This is a genomic window from Oceanobacillus manasiensis (assembly GCF_000724085.1).
In the GTDB taxonomy this organism is placed as follows: Bacteria; Bacillota; Bacilli; order Bacillales; family Amphibacillaceae; genus Oceanobacillus_B; species Oceanobacillus_B manasiensis.
The window spans coordinates 77856-96760 of sequence record NZ_CCDL010000003.1 but is presented as its reverse complement, the minus strand read 5'-3'; the positions used below and the strand labels follow the sequence as shown (position 1 = coordinate 96760).

Here is an 18905-nt window from a genome sequence, read left to right as displayed (position 1 = left end):
ATTAAAAATCTAGATTTTTGTTTTTAGTTAGTTTGTTTAACACATAAGTAATAATTAAGCAGACAACGATAAACATAATGGAAATCGCATTTGCATAGCCATAATTGCTGGCAGAGAAAGCTTGATTATATAGATACACTGCCAGAAATTGAGTTGAGTCTCCTGGTCCTCCGTTTGTTGTAAGGAAGACGGTTTCCATTTGTTTTAATGCCGTAATCATCGCCAACACCACTTGAACTGAAATTACTGGAGAAAGCAGCGGCAAAGTGATATTGAAATGTAATTTAAATCCTGTTGCTCCTTCTATCCTAGCTGCTTCGTACAACTCCTCAGGGATTCCCTTAACCCCAGCATAGTAAAACAATAATGCCCATCCAAAACCTGCCCAGATTAGAATGACGAGTAAGGATCCAAGTGCAGTTGATTGATCGCCGAGCCAAGCATGCTGTAGAGAACCTAATCCAATAGAATCTAACATTTTATTGAATATTCCGAATGTAGGATCTAATACAGAAAGCCACATTCTAGAAATTACAACAAACGATAACACACAGGGAATAAAGAAGATTGTTCGAAACCATTTTTCTGCTTTACCTCCCATTTTATCTAGTAGAATAGCAAAAAAGATGGCAAGTGGATGTTGGATTACTATAAAACCAATACCTAGTATTAATGCATTTCGTAAAGCCAGCCAAAAACGGCTATCAACTAATAATTCTTTATAATTGTTTAGTCCTACCATATCTACCGGTGTCCCAGGTGCTAACGTATTCGTAAATGAATAATATCCACTTAAAATGATAGGTGCAACAAACATAAGCAAGAAAAACGCTATCCCTGGAAAGACGAAGATGAATATAGCAAGCTTATCTCTATATACCTTGTGCAATTGTGACACTCCTTCCGAATAATGGTTAATCATCATCCAACCTTCATTTAATTAAGCTTGTTTTTTTCATATTATCAATCAGATGGGGTTTAGTAAGTAGAAAAAAAGATGCAAAGGTTTAGAATTATCAAATTTAACATTACCGAATAAAAGAGATGCTGATTTACAATTTGCTATAATTAATGAAATCATTTTTAGTCTTTATTAGCACACAAAAAAACTCACCTACGATTCAACTGTGAGTTTTTTAGTCTTTTAGTTTTAATGCAGTGAAGATGGATATTCTTTCGGAGCCGTTGTTTGGTGTTCGATATCAATGATGAGGCAAATTTAACGAGAGTACCATGAAACGTTTTATAATTCCACTAATTAGTTAAAACTTTATTCTATTGTATTATCGACTTTTATAAAACTTTTTGGGGATTCCCCCATCGTTTTTTTAAACTGCCTTGAAAAAATACTTGGATCATCATACCCGACTTTGCTTGAGACACTTTTAACCGAGTACCCATCATTTAGTAAGCGGCCAGCATAACGAAATTTAGCATTTAACCGATACTGAATTGGAGAAATACCTACTTCTTCTTTAAACAATTTTCTAAGCTTTTCATAGCTCATATTAAATGATGTAGCAATATCTTCAAGAGAGATGGACTTATCATAGTAAAGGGATAGCATCTGCTTTATTCCTGCGATTACGTTATTGTAAACAGTATGTGTATTATCAATACACTCTTCATGTAAATTTATCAGCAACTTTTGCGCATTGAAAAGGACTTCAGTAGTGTCAGAAGAACTACTCGCGTTTTTAAGCTCAAATAATATACCTTTAAACCATTGTTCCATAAATGGTTTGGTATGTATTAAAAATACTGGTTCTTTAATATTCAATAGATTTAGTGAAGCTAAAGACTGAAAAACAACCTCTCCAATACTAAGATAAAACTCATACCAAAGAAGGGGTGGTTCTATTGATATGGTATATTTCTTTTTAGGCAATAATTGGCAAAATGTATTAGGAATCAATTTGTATTCTTTTCCTGTTTCGTCAATAAGACTACCATATCCATGAAGTACAACAAAGCAGCTATAATGTTCATTTTGAATAGTTCGCGATGGCTCTTCGGGCTCTCGACACAAAAATCCACACGAAAAAATGCCATCTTTTGAATTATCTACAAAATATCGTGTATAAGAATCTGATTTAATCTGACTACTTTTCAAGATTATCTCTCCTTCCACATATATTTCAACGAGGTATAGTTCCCCAAAAATATCATTTTTAATTCTGGAATCTAGTTTTTCTACTAATTGCATTATACCAAAAATAACACGAAATAAACTCCTCATGTTATGTAAACGCTTCAAATATGATGTTATTATTTAACAAATTAACTATTAACATCAATTTAATAGTGATTAATAAAAACCATTTCTAATAATTAGAGACTACTAGTAGTAAAAAGTGTTTTTGCATTTTGTTATTAAGAAGTTATAAAAAATAACATTAATGGGAAGAAAGAGCTGAGTCCACTTATGCGACGATATTTTTTTGATTTAAACTTAAAAACCAAATTAGTCATTATTATTATGCTGTCAACGTCTCTTATCACTATTATTTTAGGGTATTATTCCTACTCCACCTCTAAATCTCATGCAGTCGACAAAGTAAGCCAATCAAACCTTGCTGTTATTAAAGTCATTGACCAAAACATAACAAACATGCAGAATTCCATATCAGATTGGATAACTGTATTTCTAATGTCCTCAGTTGTTCAGGACAGTCTGCAAGACCTAACCACTAATTCCTCTTATTTAGAAGCTAATTTATACTCAGGCGAAACTGCTTCCATGATGGATCACATGCTTGTGACTGGTAATATCGATTACTTAGCTCTTTATGGAAAAAAGAATGAACCGCTCTATCAAGTTGCAAGAGATGGTAGCAGCGGCCCCAGTAGTATGGATACCATTCGTCACACTCAGGCCTATCAACATACTTTAAATTTAAATGGAAGTGCATACTGGTTCCCATTAACAGAGCATAACAATTTGTTTATCGAGAATAACCGGAAGGAGAAACTAGGTATGAGCCGCATAGTTCGAAGTACGTTTAACGGTGAAAAGTTGGGTTATATCATGACTGGAGTAAACCACCAAACTATCAAACAGAATTATTTGAGAAATTTATATGATGAGAATCATGGCATTGTGATTTTAGATCAGGCTGGTTTTCCACTTTTTAAGGCAGGCAGAGAATTTTATAGTTCAACGATACTTCCATCATCCATTATTGATAGTAATAATAGTGAAGGATCTATCATAAGAACAACTGGGGACGAAGATTCTCTCATAACATATAATAAAACCAAAAATGGATGGTTGATCATGTATGCCGTACCTATTAACCTATTAACCGAGGAAATAGAATCTATCAAAGATCTAGTGGTACTCATAATCGTTTCCTGCATTATGATGAGCTTTATCTTAAGTATGCATCTTAGTACATTAGTCAGCACCCCTATTGAGCAACTGCTTTTCTCTATGAAACGTTTTCAAAAAGGGGTGTTTACTGAAAGGGTTAACATTAAATATCAAGATGAAATTGGCCAACTTAGTCAAGGTTACAACACCATGGTTGCTAACATAAAATCCTTAATTGATGAGACGTATATACTTCGTATAAAGGAGAAAGAGGCTGAGCTCAAAGCATTACAATCTCAAATAAATCCACATTTCTTATATAACATGCTTGACATGATTTATTGGGAGGCTGAGCGTTCTGGTCAAACAATATTAGGTGAAATGGTCATTTCCCTTTCCAAATTGTTCAGATTGAATTTAAACCAAGGAAAAAGTTTTACGAGCTTAGGAAAAGAAAAAGATTTTATTCGTTTATATCTATCTCTTCAGCAAATGCGATTTAAAGATAAATTGACCTATCAAATAGACATTCCCGATGAACTCGAATCATATGTCATCTTAAAACTTTGTTTGCAACCTTTTGTAGAAAATGCTCTATATCATGGCATTGAACGTAAGAGGACTGGTGGATTTATTCACGTTACTGCTGCTTTAGAAGGTTCGTATCTTCATTTTGAAATAAAGGATAATGGAAGTGGAATGAGCCCAGAGACTCTTAAGGAAATAACTGTTATTAATGACGATTCTGATATTTATACTGGTCAAGATACTGGAGGATATGCAATACAAAACATTAATCAAAGATTACGCCATTATTACAAGGATAATTATGTTCTTAGTTACAAAAGTGAGCTCGGAAAAGGTACATTAGTAAAACTTGTTATTCCAGCATATAACATACAGGAGGAATATCATGATTAATTTAATGATTATCGATGATGAAGAACATGCAAGAAATGGGATAAAGTCACTGATTAACTGGCAAGATTATGAAATCAGTGTGATAGTCGAAGGATGTGACGGTGCAGAAGCACTGGAGTTACTAGAGACCAATCATATAGATATTTTAATAACTGATATTCGCATGCCCGAGGTTGATGGTTTCAAGTTAATTAAAAAAGTGAATGAACAGTATTCTCACGTTAAATGCATAATAATGAGTGGATATAATGATTTTAATTATGCAAGACAAGCAATAAAGATAGGTGCAAATGATTATTTATTAAAACCAAGCTCAAAACAGGAAATTCTGGATAGTGTATTAAAATTGGTACATCAAATACAAGTAGAGAATAAACAGCATACCCACTTAAATCAGCTAAATAAAGGGTTCCGTGAAAGTTTACCTTTATTAAAGGAAAATTTATTAAGGAATTTGGTCCTATCAGATGATAACTCTCATGAACAACTGTTAAATAAACTTAAAATTAGCGGTCTTTATTTTTCTAATCCATTTTTTAGTTTAGTAAAAATTCAAATTGATAACTTTTATTCTCACCTGAATTTCTATGAAACATATGATATTGAAATGTTAAAGTATGGCCTCAAAAACATCAGTGAAGAAACGCTATCTAAAGTTGGCTCATGTGGTACGTTTGAAGAGCAAGATAACATTATTGTTATTTTAAACAATGCACAAAAATTTGATGTTTCTCATTTGCTACATTTCGTCAATGAACTTAAAGAAAACGTCGAGCAATATTTGCAACTAAGTATTTCTGTTGGGATTAGCGGATTAGATAAGCCAATTAACCAACTAAAAACTGCTTATTTACAGGCGACGAATGCATTAGATTCAAAATTTTTCGAAGGCCCTGGCAAGGTCATTGACTATGAGAAGGAACTTAAAAATGCAGAATCCTTAGAATCAACTTATCCCCTTGAATTAGAAAAGTTAATCCTTCAATCAGTCCTATCTAGAGAGGAAAGTAATATTAAAAAAAACATTAAGTTTTTCCAACTTTTTCTGAATAAAGAGAGGAGTTTGAAAGATAAAGTCGTAAAGTTTACTTTTAATTTATATTTTTCGCTTTATCACCTTTGTATTGAGAGAAACCTTGACCTCCACGAAATTTTCAAACAAGACCTTGATTATATCAATCTAAAATTAACCAGGTCGAATATAGAGGACATTTATGAGGAATTGTTAAATACTGCACTGCTTATTAGCAAACAGTTAGATAAGAAAAAAAGCACTCACAAATTATTAGAATCAGCTTTAGAATTTATCAGACAAAATTATGATAAAAATATTAGCAGAGACAGTGTGGCCAGTGAAGTTTATATTACTCCAGGTTATTTAAGTTTATTATTTAAGCAGCATCTCAACATGAGTTTTCTAGACTTTTTACACAAAATAAGAATTGAAAAAGCATGTCTACTCCTTAACGATCCTAGTAAAAGAGTAGCCGACATCGCTCTTGAAGTGGGTTATAATGACGAGAAGTATTTCTTCCAAGTGTTTAAAAAGTATATTGGTATGACACCTAAACAATTTCGAAATACTTCTCCCAACTAACTACTTGAAAATAGTAAAACGCCGTCCCAGTTTGATTCGGCGTTTTCTAATTTAGAATTACTGCTCCTCAATTATTGCAATGCCCCAGCGGTCTAGTTCTACTTCCTGAGAACTCACTATCTCCCGATTCGCTAATAATTCCTGACCACTAGCATGTGGGTATACAAATGAATTTGATTCGTTTGAATAATTGAAATAATAACGTATTGTCCTGTTTAAGTCATTAACACCAACTTTTACAATTAACGGAAACTGTAATGCTTGATCGGCTCCCCATAATTTTGCTTCCTTAGCAGCGCGCTCTAAAACTTTTTTGACAACGGCAGGACTAGTCATACAACCTATATAGGTTGCTCTTCCTTGGCCATACTGATTTGTTGTTATTCCCGCATACTCACCCCAATTTGGGTGGTCATACCAAGATAATACTTCAGCTGTTGTAGGCTTTAATAATTCCATCCAAGTGTGGACCTCAATATTATCCAATCCAACCTCGAATTGGTCAGTTTTTAATGTTACATTTTCAGGTTCAACGAATTGACTATACTGAATACCGCAAGCTTCACTGATTATTCCTGGTTGTGTAACAGTTCTTACCTGATTATTTTCATTTGAAAATCCGCTCTTAAATGTATAAACAACATGCCCACCATTATGTACATATTCATTAAGCTTTAGCAATAGCTCATCAGAAGCTGTGTACATAGCAGGTACCACAAGTAAATCGTATTTATTAAATGAACCTACAGAAACATCAATAACATCGCAACCGATATTCATTTCGTAGAGCCCATCGTACATTAAACGTACAATATCATTATAGTTAAACTCTCCCCCTGGCAATGGAAACCATTCCATTGCTGTAAGTGCCTCATTACTTACCAGCAACGCTACTCGATTAGATTTGCGAAGGTTAACTAAATTAGGTGAAAGTCTGGCAAAATCAGTACCAACCGTTTTTGCTTCATTGTAAGTTGGATTTTCCCCTAGATCGTGACTCAATAAGCCTTTCCAGTATGTTTCAAAGGAATTGTGAATTGAATGCCAATGCCAATATTCCACCATATTGGCACCAGAAGCGAGATGGCTGAAGGCTTGGAGGCGAAGTTGCCCCGGATATGGCGTCCAATCAGGGAATGCTTGAGCCTGTGTTTCCAATACAAAATAATTGCTCTCTTTTAATGACCGGGTAGAATCTCCGCCAAAGGAAATTTCTTTACCCGTCAACTTCCCCTGAGAAGGGTGATAGATATCAACACCTGCTATATCTAGAGGTTTCGATGCCTCATAATGATTTACGTCAGGTTGAACACCAAAGGAATAACCTCTCCATTCAAAATCTAAGTTATGTGTGATAAACTGACTATCATTCTTGTATTCATTAACAATTGAGGCTTGCCATGATAAAAAGTCATTTACCAGTGTACGCTGAAATTTTGCAAATTCAGCACCAAGACTTCCATTTATAGTTCCTATAATGGAAGGGAAATCTTCCCAGCTATTTATTCGGTTACTCCAATAATCAAGTCCAAATTCACGGTTTAATCGTTCCAACGTGCCGAATTTCTCGCGTATATATTTGACAAATTGAAGCTGTACATTGGGACCAGCAGTATGATAATGCTTCGTTTCATTATCAATTTGGTAACCAATAACTGCTGGATGCTTGTGAACCCTTTCTATAAGCTTACGAATAATTCGCTCCGCATAAAACAAATATACTGGGTGTGTAATGTCCATAATCTGTCGAGCACCATACTTACTTCGCCCCTTCGACGTTTCAGCTAAAACATCGGGGTGCTCCTCAACCAACCAGGTAGGTACTGCATAAGTTGGTGTACCTATGATTACTTTAATACCCGCTTTATACATTGCATTTAACACTCGATCCACGCTCGAAAAATTAAAGACACCATTTTGTGGTTCGTGTGTGCTCCACGTTGATTCCGCAATACGAACAAGATTAATTCCAGCTGCTTTCATCATTGCAATATCTGTTTCCAATCGTTCATATGGCATATATTCGTCATAATAAGCAACACCATAGAAAATTTCTTTTGTCATTATCTCTCCCCCTCATCAATTTGAAGTTCAATTAATCGCTATTTTAACGTTGGTACTAGAATAAAACAATAGAACTTGCTAAGGATTCGATATTTTCAAACTATATTAAACTATTTTCTACTGACTTATATAAATTACATTTGTTATTGTTACTAATATGAACCCCCTTAAGCGGTTCAAAATTGTATAGAGGAGGAAATTAGAAATGTTTAAAAAAGTTAATTGGAAGCGCTTAACTGTTCTTCTAAGTTTTGTCTTTGCAATGTTAATAGTTCTATCCGCATGTAACAGTTCTAATAGTACCAGTAGCAATGACAGCAACAAAGAAGATAATAACGAGGAAGAAGAACAAGTTACCCTTCGCTTATTCTCAAACCTGCCCGACCGTACTGCTGGACAAGGGCTTGCTGAACAGACTGTCATCGACAACTACATGAAGGAAAACTCAAATGTTAAAATTGAAGTTGAAGCACTTGCTGAAGAACCGTTTAAAAACAAATTAAAAGCCTATATGTCCTCCAATGAAGCTATTGATGTTACAATGGTCCACGGTGGTGCTGAGCTTGCAACACTAGTGCAAGCAGATTATGTTAAAGAAGTACTCCCAGAAGAGTATGAAGGTGAAGAATATAACTTTCTTCCTGGAGTTTACAAGTCATTTACATTTAACGATAAACTATACGGATTACCCAGAAATAGTGACTATGAAGTAATTTACTATAATAAAAAGCTTTTTGAAGATAATGGTATACAGGTACCAACTACATTTGATGAACTTTTAGAAGCTGTAAAAGCATTTCGTAATAATAATATCATGCCTATGTCTATTAACGGTAAAGACTTATGGAGTTTTGGCGGTTTGTATCAATTTATAGTTCAACGATACAGTGGTGACCATAACTTGATCCTTGATGCAGTTTCAAAGGATATTAAATTCACTGATGATGAAAACTTCCTAAAAGCAGCGGAATATATGGTGAAACTACGTGATGCAGGTATCTTCCAAGATGGTTTTATGACAGCAGATTATGGAAGTTCACAGAACTTGTTCACCCAAGGTAGAGCTGCAATGTGGTTTATGGGATCTTGGGAAGCAGGTATGGCTACAAATGAAAGCTTGTCAGAAGAATTCCGGAACAACTTATCAGTTGCTAAATTACCAATTGCAGAAGAAGGTAAAGCCCAAATTAATGATTTACTTGCTTGGAATGGTGGGGGATATGCACTAGTAAAAAACTCTGAACACCCAGAAGAAGCTAAAAAATTCTTTGATTACCTTTTCCAAGCTAATCAATGGGCTAAAGTTGCCTGGGAAACTGGGGCTGCAGTTCCAGCTCAAAAGTATGAATTGAGTGGAAATGAAACTGAAATTCAACAGGAACTAACAGATATTCTAGTAAATGCTTCTTCAACAGCAGGTGCTTTTGCACTGGACCATGGCACACCTAAGTTTAAAGATGACGCTCAGAACGTTTTTGGCAAATTCTTTAGTTCGGATATGTCAGCTAAAGATCTCGTTAAAGAATTACAAACTGCAGCAGACAATCAGTAAGATGACTGACATTATAACCCCTTGATTTATAATGAACATAAAAAAGTGTAGGCAGTACGGTACCCCCTCGAAAGTTAGAGTCAAAATATAACTTTCGGGGGTATTTTCATGGCCAATATCGTCCATATCCAAGATTTCTGTTCAAATACTCGGTAACAAATTTACTTTTTGCACATTCACCGTATTGCTGGACAGCCAATTCTTTTCTCCCAATAATAAAGCACTTCATTGCCCTCTATGCAATATTACTATCTTTTTCTAATTATCCATCCAAAAGAAAGTCTTCAATTTACGTTTTCTGAAATGCCAAATTAACCAATTTACGATTTTTATTTATGACCACAAGCGCAACCCTTCTTATCCATGTCAACCATCGTAGGAAAGCTACAGCTGAATTCGCTCAAAAAAACTCCCTTCAGGATCCTTGATACCAGACTAGTGACCTGTGCAAGTTTCTTAAAGTAACTTTTTTATTACTAGTAACTTTCCACGTTACGTTACAAGTCTATCAAAAACGATGCCTTATTTAAGGCATCGCATTGTTTTCAAATCCCCATATCTACCCCTTAAAATTGATCGTACACCGTATATCTCTTATTCACCCATCGCTATCGATCTTCCACTACCACATAACAAGCTTTTATCGGTCCATGGACACCAACCACTAGGTTCATTTCAATGTCTGCACTATTACTTGGACCTGTAATAAAGTTAATACAGGAAGCAATTTGTTCTCCCTTTTCTACCTGTTTATGAATCTCTCTAGTTGCTTGGGACATCCTCGGGACAAGCGTACTTTTAGGTACAATGGCAATATAGGTTGCGGGGAGTAAGCTAACAGAACGACCTTTTCTTTTATCATTGAACAACACAACCGTTCCGGATTCTGCTAGTGTGCTATCACTAAAGGTAATGCCGACATCTGCTTTTTCAGCTAAACGAATACTTTCTTCCCCGTTTTTTGCGTCCCATTTGTCTACATGGATCCCTTCACCTTTCCATTCACGAAAAGCTTCCGTAAGAGCGTACTCTTCAAAGCGTGGATCATACCATGTCATCACAGACTCGCCACCGTACTCCTTAATTACCTCTAGTAATGCCTCATTTAGATTACTAGCGTCCGTGCGAACTAGCGATGTATGAATCGATTTACATTGCTCTTCTAATACATCAAGCAATTCATCCTGGGACTTACCTTGAAGCACGTTCCACTGAACTTGATGATTCCAGTCTGGCCTTTGAACAGGAGTTCTTTGGCGTTCTCGGCCTAATTGGTTTGCAATTTGATCAAGAAAGGCATCTCGATTTTGAATGTCACCCTTTGCCATGGTCACTGTCCCCTTTCTCTCTATGCTTAAACCAATCTCGGAATCTTTCTTTTGCTGGTGCAGGGAAATTTCTGGAGTCTGTCCAGGCTTTAACTGGTCCTGGACCCTTCGAAATAATTCCATCCTTCACAAATGGCGTAACAAGGAATGGTGCTGATTTTGTTGCAATTCCGAACAATGTTTTGGAGCTTGCCATTCTGCCAAATCCTTTCATTGCCAGCCTTTCTCCCCAGTCCGACTTTTTCTCTTCCTCTACAATCTTTTGACGGTGCTGGATTAAGTATTCATGTAGTGGAATTTTAACTGGGCATACCTCTGTACACGCTCCACATAGGGACGAGGCATATGGCAACTCTTTGTAATCCTCGTATCCACCTAATAATGGCGTTAAGACCGCTCCAATCGGACCAGGATAAATAGACCCGTACGCATGACCACCAACGTGACGATACACTGGGCAAACGTTGATACAGGCTGCACAACGAATACAATGGAGGGCTTCTTGGAATTCTGTTCCTAGTATTTTAGACCGTCCGTTATCGACAATCACTAAGTGGAACTCTTCTGGGCCATCCACTTCTCCTTCTATCCTTGGACCAGTAAGCGCTGTCACATAACTCGTTAGTTTTTGTCCTACTGCTGCTCTTGTTAATAGACTAACCATGACATCTAACTCTTCCCATGTTGGGACGATTCGCTCCATTCCCATGACGGTAATCTGTGTTTTAGGGAGTGTGGACACCATCCGGGCATTTCCTTCATTCGTAACCAACGCGAAAGAACCAGATTCTGCGACAGCGAAATTACACCCTGTAATGCCGACATCTGCTGATAGGAATTCTTCTCTTAATTTTTCACGGGCAAATAACGTTAACTCTTCTGGCTTTTCCGTGTTTGTGTAGCCTAGCTTTTCTTTAAATACATCACGAATTTGTTCTTTGTTTTTATGCAAAGCTGGTGCAACGATATGTGATGGTGGATCATGGTCATCAATTTGCAGAATATATTCACCTAAATCTGTTTCAACAACATCACAACCATTCGCTTCGAGTATGTCATTAAGCGCAATTTCTTCTGTTACCATTGATTTAGATTTAGCGATTTTCTTAGCGTCTTTCTTGGCAATGACATCACTAATATACTGATTCGCATCATCAGCTGTTTTTGCAAAATATACATGCCCACCTAATTCTGCAATTTTATCGGTTAACTGCTCCAAATAGTAATCTAGATTCTCCATCGTATGATTCCGAATTTCTTTACCCAGGCTACGCCATTCTTCCCAGTCGCCGAGCTCTTCTGCAGCTTTGGCACGATTGTTTTGTAGTCTACCCTGCGCAGAACGAACGGCACCACGCATGAAACCATCGTCTAGCCCTTTGTCTACTCGGTTCTGAAAGTCTTTTTCCCCAATATGCATTGGCATTATACTTCCCCCCGACTATTTAAAATTTCTGCGATATGCATCACTTTCACAGGCTTTTTCTCCCGCGTTAGTCGTCCACCAATATTCATTAAACAACCACCATCTGCTCCGATCAGTATCTCTGCTTCTGTTTCTTCAATATGCTGGACTTTCTCATTCACCATCTGCTCCGAAATTTTTGGCATTTTGATAGCAAATGTTCCACCAAATCCACAACAATCATGACGATTCGGTAAATCTATCATTTCTAAGCCTTTCACATGACGCAATAGTTTTAATGGAGCTTCCTTTACGCCAAGTAATCTCGTCATATGACAAGATGTATGGTAGGTTGCTTTTGCATGAAATTCTGCTCCTGTATCCTCTATTCTGAGCACATCTATTAAAAATTGGGTCAGCTCATAAGTCTTTACCTTTAATGCTTTCGCTTTTTCTTGCCAATCAGGTTCACCTTTAAAAAGCGACTCATATTCATGAAACATATAGGCACAAGAACCAGATGGACTAACTACATACTCTGCGTGCTCAAATGTTTGAATCATATGTTTAGCCGCTTTTTTCGTATCTTTATGGTACCCACTGTTATATGCCGGCTGTCCACAACAGGTCTGTGTCTCAGGAAAGTCTACCTCACAACCAAACCGCTCCAATAATTCCACTGTTGCCTTCCCTGCCCTCACATAAAAAACATCACTAAGACACGTGATAAATAAGGAAACTTTCATATTCGTCTCCCTCCCCATTCTTAAAAAGTCGCCACTTTGTAACCTCATGTCCAAAGTCATATGGCGAGGATAAAAAGTTATTTCATGCTTTATTTCATTTTTCCAGGACTTTAATGACATGAAGTGATTTATCTTCCAGTTGTTGAATAGTAGCTTCATCCACCTTACTATCCGTGATGATATGCTGAACATCGTCTAGCCCACTTACCCGGGAAAAAGCTTGTTTACCAAATTTACTATAATCAATCATGATATACGTCATTTCCGCACTATCTATCATCTTTTGTTTAACCCGTGCTTGCTGTTCATCCGTTTCGCTTAGACCACGTTCAAAATGCAATCCTTTGCAGGAAATGAACGCTTTGGTTACGTGATACGTATCTAATGCTGATTCCGCGAGTGGTCCCACAAATGATAAGGATTCAGGTAATAACGTTCCACCAGTAGAAATAACCGTTATTTCTTTCTTCTTACTTAACTCCATTGCAACCTTAATTGAATTGGTGAGAACAGTAACGCGCTTATTCGGTAAAGCTCTAGCCATATACCATGCTGTTGTGCTGGCATCAAGAATAACTGTATCTCCTTCTAATACCTGTTTCACAGCCTCATTGGCAATCTCTTTTTTCTCCTTAACGTTTGTTCCCTCACGTTCTGTGTAGGGAAGCTCCATGTCATCACGATTCATGCTAAATGCTCCACCATGACTTCGAGATAACTTTCTATCTGCTTCAAGCTTTTCAAGATCTCTTCGAATTGTTTCTTCCGTCACAGAAAAAAGCTTACTTAATTCTGTCACCCTTATACTTTTACGTTCATTTACTAGATCCACTATTTTTTGTTGTCTCTCTGCAATAAGCACGATCCTGTCCCTACTTTCATTTAAAACCTTTTCTTCTATTTTAATAATGGATAGGAAGTATAGCAACTCCCTATCCACATAACGAATTATCTAGTAAATGCTGCAGCAACTCCCCCATCAACTGTTACCATACAGCCTGTAGTTTTAGCAGATTTTGCAGATGCAAGGAAGGCGATGGATTCCGCAATATCTTGTGGTAATATATTTTCATTTAAAATGGTACGTTTACGATAATGTTCCTCTAATTCGTCGGCACCAATTCCGTATGAAGATGCACGCTCTTTTTTCCAGTCAGAATCCCAGATTTTCGATCCACGGATCACAGCATCTGGAAGGACGGAGTTGACACGGATACCGAATTGGCCTCCATCAGCCGCAATGGTACGAGCAAGGTGTACTTCTGCTGCTTTTGCAGTAGAGTATGCCGCTGCATTTTTACCTGCATAAATAGAGTTTTTCGATCCGACAAATACCATATTGCCTCCAATTGCTTGCTCTTTCATCAACTTGAATGCTTCTCTCGCCACAAGAAAATACCCGGTAACAAGAACATTCATATTTAGATTCCATTTATCTAATGTTGTCTCCTCAAAGGGACTTGAGCTTGCTAGTCCAGCATTGTTAACGATGATATCTAATCCACCATACGTTAAAATAGCGTCCGCAATTGCAGCTTGCACTTTTTCTTCTTTCGTAACATCCATTTTTACTGCCTTCGCACGATTAGACCCAAAACGTTCATTGATTTCACCTGCTAATTCTTCAGCCCCCTCTAAGTTAATGTCGGCAACCACCACATGTGCACCTTCATTCACTAGACGGATACATGTTGCACTGCCAATTCCACCTGCACCTCCAGTGACAAAGGCAACCTGTCTAGAGAAGTCAGCTTCCGCTGGAGCTAAGCTTAGCTTGTAAAGTTCAAGGGGCCAATACTCAATCGCAAAGGATTGCGCTTCATTAAGAGATACAAAGTTTCCTAGAATGGTGGAACCTCTCATTACCGCAATGGCACGGTGGTATAATTGCTCACTAACATTCGCAGATTTCCAGTCTTTCCCTGTATTAACCATACCAATGCCAGGAATCAATACTACTCGTGGTGCTGCTTCCACCATTTGATCGCCTTCTGATTTATTTTTCTCGAAGTATGCTTTGTATTCTTCTTCAAAAGCTGCAATTCCCGTTTTTATGCTTTCTATTAGCTCTTCGATATTATTTGTGCTAGGATCCCAATCCACAAATAGAGGGGTACGCTTCGTATGTACAAGGTGATCAGGACAGGCTGCGCCGACTTTAGCTAACACTTCTGCATCATTGCTATTTACAAAGTCTAATATATTCTCACGATCATCATAGGTAACGAGCATTTTTTTATTTTTACTTACTTGGCCACGAATGACTGGCAATATTTTCGCTAACACTTCTTTTCTCTCTTCAGCCGGCAATGCCTCATGTTTCTGACCACCAAACAATGTTTGCCCATTTGCTTTTGCTTCGATATAGCTTTCCGCTTCATTGATAATATCAACAGTTTTGTTGTAAGACGCTTCTGACGTCTCTCCCCATGTCACTAAACCATGCTTTTCCATGATGACTAACTCTGCATTAGGATTGTTCTTCACACCCTCTGCAATCATTTTGGATAGTTTGAAACCTGGACGTATATAAGGAACCCATACAAATCGGTCACCATAGATTTCTTCTGCAATTTCTTTTCCATTGTCTGCACATGCAATGCTAATAATCGCATCCGGATGTGTGTGATCCACATGCTTAAATGGTAAGAATGCATGTAATAACGTTTCAATAGAAGAACGTGGATGTGTTGCGTCAATCATACAATGCGCTAAATAACGTACCATTTCCTCATCAGACATATCGTCCTTTTCAAGAAGGGGGCGAATATCGTCTAATTTTAATCCGGTAAAATTCTGCGCTTTCATTGTAGCAAGATCAGACCCGCTCCCTTTCACCCACATTACGTCAATTTCTTCACCGCGGAAGTCGATTACTTTTGTTTTTGTGGAAGTATTCCCGCCTCCAAAGTTGGCAACAGCACGATCAGATCCTAATAGATTAGATCGATATACCAACTCACCTAAACCGCTTTCAAATTTACCATTATCGCTATTCCAATTGTTTTTAACCATTGCTTTTCATCCCCTCTGGTTTATCTAAACCAATAGTAACACAAACCTTTTAACTTTTGAATATGTTGTTTTAACTTTGTTTACGTTTGTTTAAACTGTTGTCTTGCTATCTAAACAGAAAAGCAGGAGAATCCCCTGCTTCTTACTTATGTTCTTTTAGATAATACTTCCTTTTCATAAGCCTTTACTTCTTCTAACCATGTTTCTTTTACTGGTACACCCATTTGGTCGCAATAGTAATCCCAAATGGCACCGAAAGGATATGTTTTAAATTCTTCCAGTAATGCCAGACGGTCAGTGAAATTACCTTCTTCCTGAAGTTGCTTCAAATAATCATTTGGCATCAGCATGGCAGAGAGTAATGCTTTAATCATGTTACGCGTCCCAATTGTCCATGCTGCGACACGGTTAATACTCGCATCAAAGAAGTCTAAGCCTATCATTACGTTGTCTAAAGCATTATTACGGACAATTTCTAAACCAATTTCCCGCAACTCATCATCTAAAATAACAACATGGTCACTATCCCAACGTACAGGGCGAGATACGTGAAGGGCTAATTTTTCACTATACAACAGCATGGCAGAAATTTTGTTTGATACCATTTCTGTTGGATGATAGTGTCCAGTATCTAATAGACAAAGCTTATTATTCTTAAGTGCATAGCCCATGTAAAATTCATGAGAACCTACCACATATGCTTCCGAACCAATCCCGAATAGCTTACTTTCTACTGCATCCACATTAAATTTTTCATCAATTTCTACTTGAAAAATTTGGTCCAATGAATCTTTCAACCTTTGTCTTGGTGTTAGACGATCACTCGGAATATCCTTATAGCCATCAGGGATCCAAATGTTTGTTAACGCCGGTGTGCCTAGTTCTTTCCCAAAGTACTCTGCAATTTCACGACTTGCGATACAGTGTTTAATCCAGAAGTCTCTAATTTCTTTATTCGGATGTGCTAAAGTCAATCCATCATCTGTTTTGGGATGAGAGAAAAGCGTTGGGTTAAAATCTAGTCCATTAAGCCCTTGCTCTTTTGCCCAGCCCACCCATTTTTCGAAGTGCTCCGGTTTAATCTCGTCTCGATCGACAACTTCTCCATTTGTTTCCCCATAAATCGCATGCAAGTTAACACGATGCTTACCAGGGATTAGAGATAGGGCTTTTTCCAGGTCACTTCTCAATTCTTCTGGTGTCCTTGCTTTACCTGGATAATTTCCAGTCACGTCAATTCCACCTGATAACTCTTGTTGATTCACTTCAAAACCACCGACATCATCACCTTGCCAACAATGGATAGAGATTGGAACTCTTTTTAATGTTTCCAGGACCGCCTCTACATTTATTCCCCACTTTTCATAATCCTTTTTCGCAACTTCAAAGTTTTCTTTAACAGACATGTTTATTCCTCCAATTTTACGTATTGCATTACCTAAGCCGTTACACGCACGTATTTTTTGATTTCAAATGATTGCTTGATTACGTTTCTAGCTTGTTCCAGTCCTTCTAACTCTCCAGTGGCAATCATTTGTGCAACAATATTACCAATCGCTGTTGCTTCCACTGGTCCTGCAAGAACTTCCTTATTGGTGATATCTGCTATGAGCTGGTTTAACATTTCATTTTTGCTTCCACCACCAATTACGTTAATGGTAGAAAACTCTTTTTCATAGATTTCTTCAATTTGCGTAATGGTACGTTGATAACTATCTGCGAGACTATCAAATACACATTTTGCAACCTCACCTGGTGTGGATGGGATAGTTTGCCCCGTTTCTACGCAATACTTCTGAATTTCTTCGACCATGTTATCAGGCTTTAGAAAACGATCATCATGTACGTTAACTTTAGAAAGGAACGGCCTTTCCTTATTGGCCAGTTCAACAAGCTCAGCAAAACTATATTGGTCATCATAATTTCGCTTGACTTCTTGTATCATCCATAGTCCCATGATATTTTTCAAAAAACGAAAGCGGTAATCCATCCCACCTTCATTGGTAAAATTGTAGTCTAGTGCTTTGGTGACACTAATCGGAAAGTGATTTTCTACCCCCATTAATGACCATGTTCCAGAACTAAGATAAATCGTGTCATTGGCTTCAGGGACAGAGATAACAGCAGACCCTGTATCATGGGTTGCTGGCAAAATCACCTCTAAGTCATACCCAATTTCGTCTACTACCTTTTTCTGCAAACGACCTAGCTTTGTTTTAGGAGGGAGAATTTCATGAAACATCTCTCTGTTGATTCCAAGCTTATTTAATAAGTCTGTATCCCATTTCTTCGTAAAAGCATTTACTAATTGCGTTGATGTAGCATTTGTGTATTCATTTGCTTTTACACCAGTTAATATAAAATTAAGATAATCTGGTAACATTAAGAAAGACTTCGCTTTCTGCAATATCTCTGGATAATTCTTTTTTAGATAATACAATTGGTAGATTGTATTAAATTTTTGAAATTGGATTCCTGTTTCTAAGTACAATCTTTCTTTGCTCACAATTTCAAAAACCTCTTCCATCATCCCATCTGTTCTTGGATCACGGTAAGCAACAGCATCTGTTAGTAACTGATCCTTTTCATCTAATAAGACAAAATCCACTGCCCACGTATCAATCCCAATGCTTGTTGGTCTTAACTCCATTTGTGGGCACTTTTTTAGACCAGTTATTATTTCTGCATAAAGCTTCTCGATGTCCCAGCAATAATATTTTCCGTTCTTCACAAGCCTATTTTCAAAGCGATGAATTTCTTCTAACTTCAATTTTCCTTCTCTTAGGCTACCAGCCATTAAACGGCCACTTGATGCACCAATATCAACTGCCATAGAGCATTTGCCCATTCCATCACCTCTCAATTGAAAGCGTTAACATTATATTGTTAATAGTATGGCATTTCTTAGCTTTTAAAAATATCGCTATTCACCTTTTTATTGTCCTTATTTGCCAGGGATGAAAA

Annotated in this window: 13 protein-coding genes; 3 read left to right on the top strand and 10 right to left on the bottom strand. The window is 37.2% G+C overall.

What is annotated here, in order from left to right; translation table 11 throughout:
* Nucleotide 1: 1 nt before the first annotated feature.
* Complete coding sequence (locus tag BN985_RS14015; RefSeq protein WP_232225605.1) at nucleotides 2–898, bottom strand: carbohydrate ABC transporter permease; 897 nt, start codon at nucleotides 896–898, stop codon at nucleotides 2–4.
* A gap of 372 nt (nucleotides 899–1270) precedes the next feature.
* Nucleotides 1271–2113, bottom strand: a complete 843-nt coding sequence (locus BN985_RS14010; RefSeq protein WP_198030022.1) for a helix-turn-helix domain-containing protein — start codon at nucleotides 2111–2113, stop codon at nucleotides 1271–1273.
* Between the two features lie 312 nt (nucleotides 2114–2425).
* Here BN985_RS14010 and BN985_RS14005 point away from each other — a divergent pair, with 312 nt between their 5' ends.
* The gene (locus tag BN985_RS14005; RefSeq protein ID WP_042224181.1) at nucleotides 2426–4234 is read left to right on the top strand and encodes a sensor histidine kinase; all 1809 of its coding nucleotides are present in this window, start codon (nucleotides 2426–2428) and stop codon (nucleotides 4232–4234) included.
* A complete protein-coding gene (locus BN985_RS14000; RefSeq protein ID WP_042224180.1) occupies nucleotides 4227–5831 on the top strand; it encodes a response regulator transcription factor in 1605 nt (534 codons plus the stop codon). The genes BN985_RS14005 and BN985_RS14000 overlap by 8 nt, the downstream gene beginning before the upstream one ends.
* A gap of 57 nt (nucleotides 5832–5888) precedes the next feature.
* Here BN985_RS14000 and BN985_RS13995 read toward each other — a convergent pair whose 3' ends face one another.
* Nucleotides 5889–7895, bottom strand: coding sequence for a beta-galactosidase (locus BN985_RS13995; RefSeq protein WP_042224179.1), 2007 nt, complete (start codon nucleotides 7893–7895; stop codon nucleotides 5889–5891).
* Nucleotides 7896–8100: 205 nt separating this feature from the next.
* Here BN985_RS13995 and BN985_RS13990 point away from each other — a divergent pair, with 205 nt between their 5' ends.
* Nucleotides 8101–9447: an ABC transporter substrate-binding protein gene (locus BN985_RS13990; RefSeq protein WP_042224178.1), complete on the top strand. Its 1347-nt coding sequence runs from the start codon at nucleotides 8101–8103 to the stop codon at nucleotides 9445–9447.
* A gap of 608 nt (nucleotides 9448–10055) precedes the next feature.
* Here the strand turns inward: BN985_RS13990 and BN985_RS13985 are convergent.
* From BN985_RS13985 to rhaB, 7 genes are all read right to left on the bottom strand, one after another.
* Nucleotides 10056–10775, bottom strand: a complete 720-nt coding sequence (locus BN985_RS13985) for a LutC/YkgG family protein (RefSeq protein WP_042224177.1) — start codon at nucleotides 10773–10775, stop codon at nucleotides 10056–10058.
* Entirely contained in the window at nucleotides 10762–12201 is a 1440-nt protein-coding gene (locus tag BN985_RS13980; RefSeq protein ID WP_042224176.1) for a LutB/LldF family L-lactate oxidation iron-sulfur protein, read from the bottom strand. The genes BN985_RS13985 and BN985_RS13980 overlap by 14 nt, the downstream gene beginning before the upstream one ends.
* Nucleotides 12201–12926 (bottom strand): (Fe-S)-binding protein, encoded by a 726-nt coding sequence (locus BN985_RS13975; RefSeq protein ID WP_042224175.1) that lies wholly within the window; start codon nucleotides 12924–12926, stop codon nucleotides 12201–12203. Before BN985_RS13975 ends, BN985_RS13980 begins: the two co-directional genes overlap by 1 nt.
* A 94-nt stretch (nucleotides 12927–13020) precedes the next feature.
* The gene (locus BN985_RS13970) at nucleotides 13021–13788 is read right to left on the bottom strand and encodes a DeoR/GlpR family DNA-binding transcription regulator (RefSeq protein WP_042224871.1); all 768 of its coding nucleotides are present in this window, start codon (nucleotides 13786–13788) and stop codon (nucleotides 13021–13023) included.
* 86 nt (nucleotides 13789–13874) lie between these two features.
* Entirely contained in the window at nucleotides 13875–15941 is a 2067-nt protein-coding gene (locus BN985_RS13965; RefSeq protein ID WP_042224174.1) for a bifunctional rhamnulose-1-phosphate aldolase/short-chain dehydrogenase, read from the bottom strand.
* 146 nt (nucleotides 15942–16087) lie between these two features.
* Nucleotides 16088–17347 carry an L-rhamnose isomerase gene (gene rhaA / locus BN985_RS13960; RefSeq protein ID WP_042224173.1) on the bottom strand — a complete coding sequence of 420 codons (1260 nt, stop codon included), beginning with the start codon at nucleotides 17345–17347 and terminating at the stop codon, nucleotides 16088–16090.
* Between the two features lie 32 nt (nucleotides 17348–17379).
* The gene (rhaB, locus tag BN985_RS13955; protein WP_042224172.1) at nucleotides 17380–18789 is read right to left on the bottom strand and encodes a rhamnulokinase; all 1410 of its coding nucleotides are present in this window, start codon (nucleotides 18787–18789) and stop codon (nucleotides 17380–17382) included.
* Nucleotides 18790–18905 lie beyond the last annotated feature (116 nt).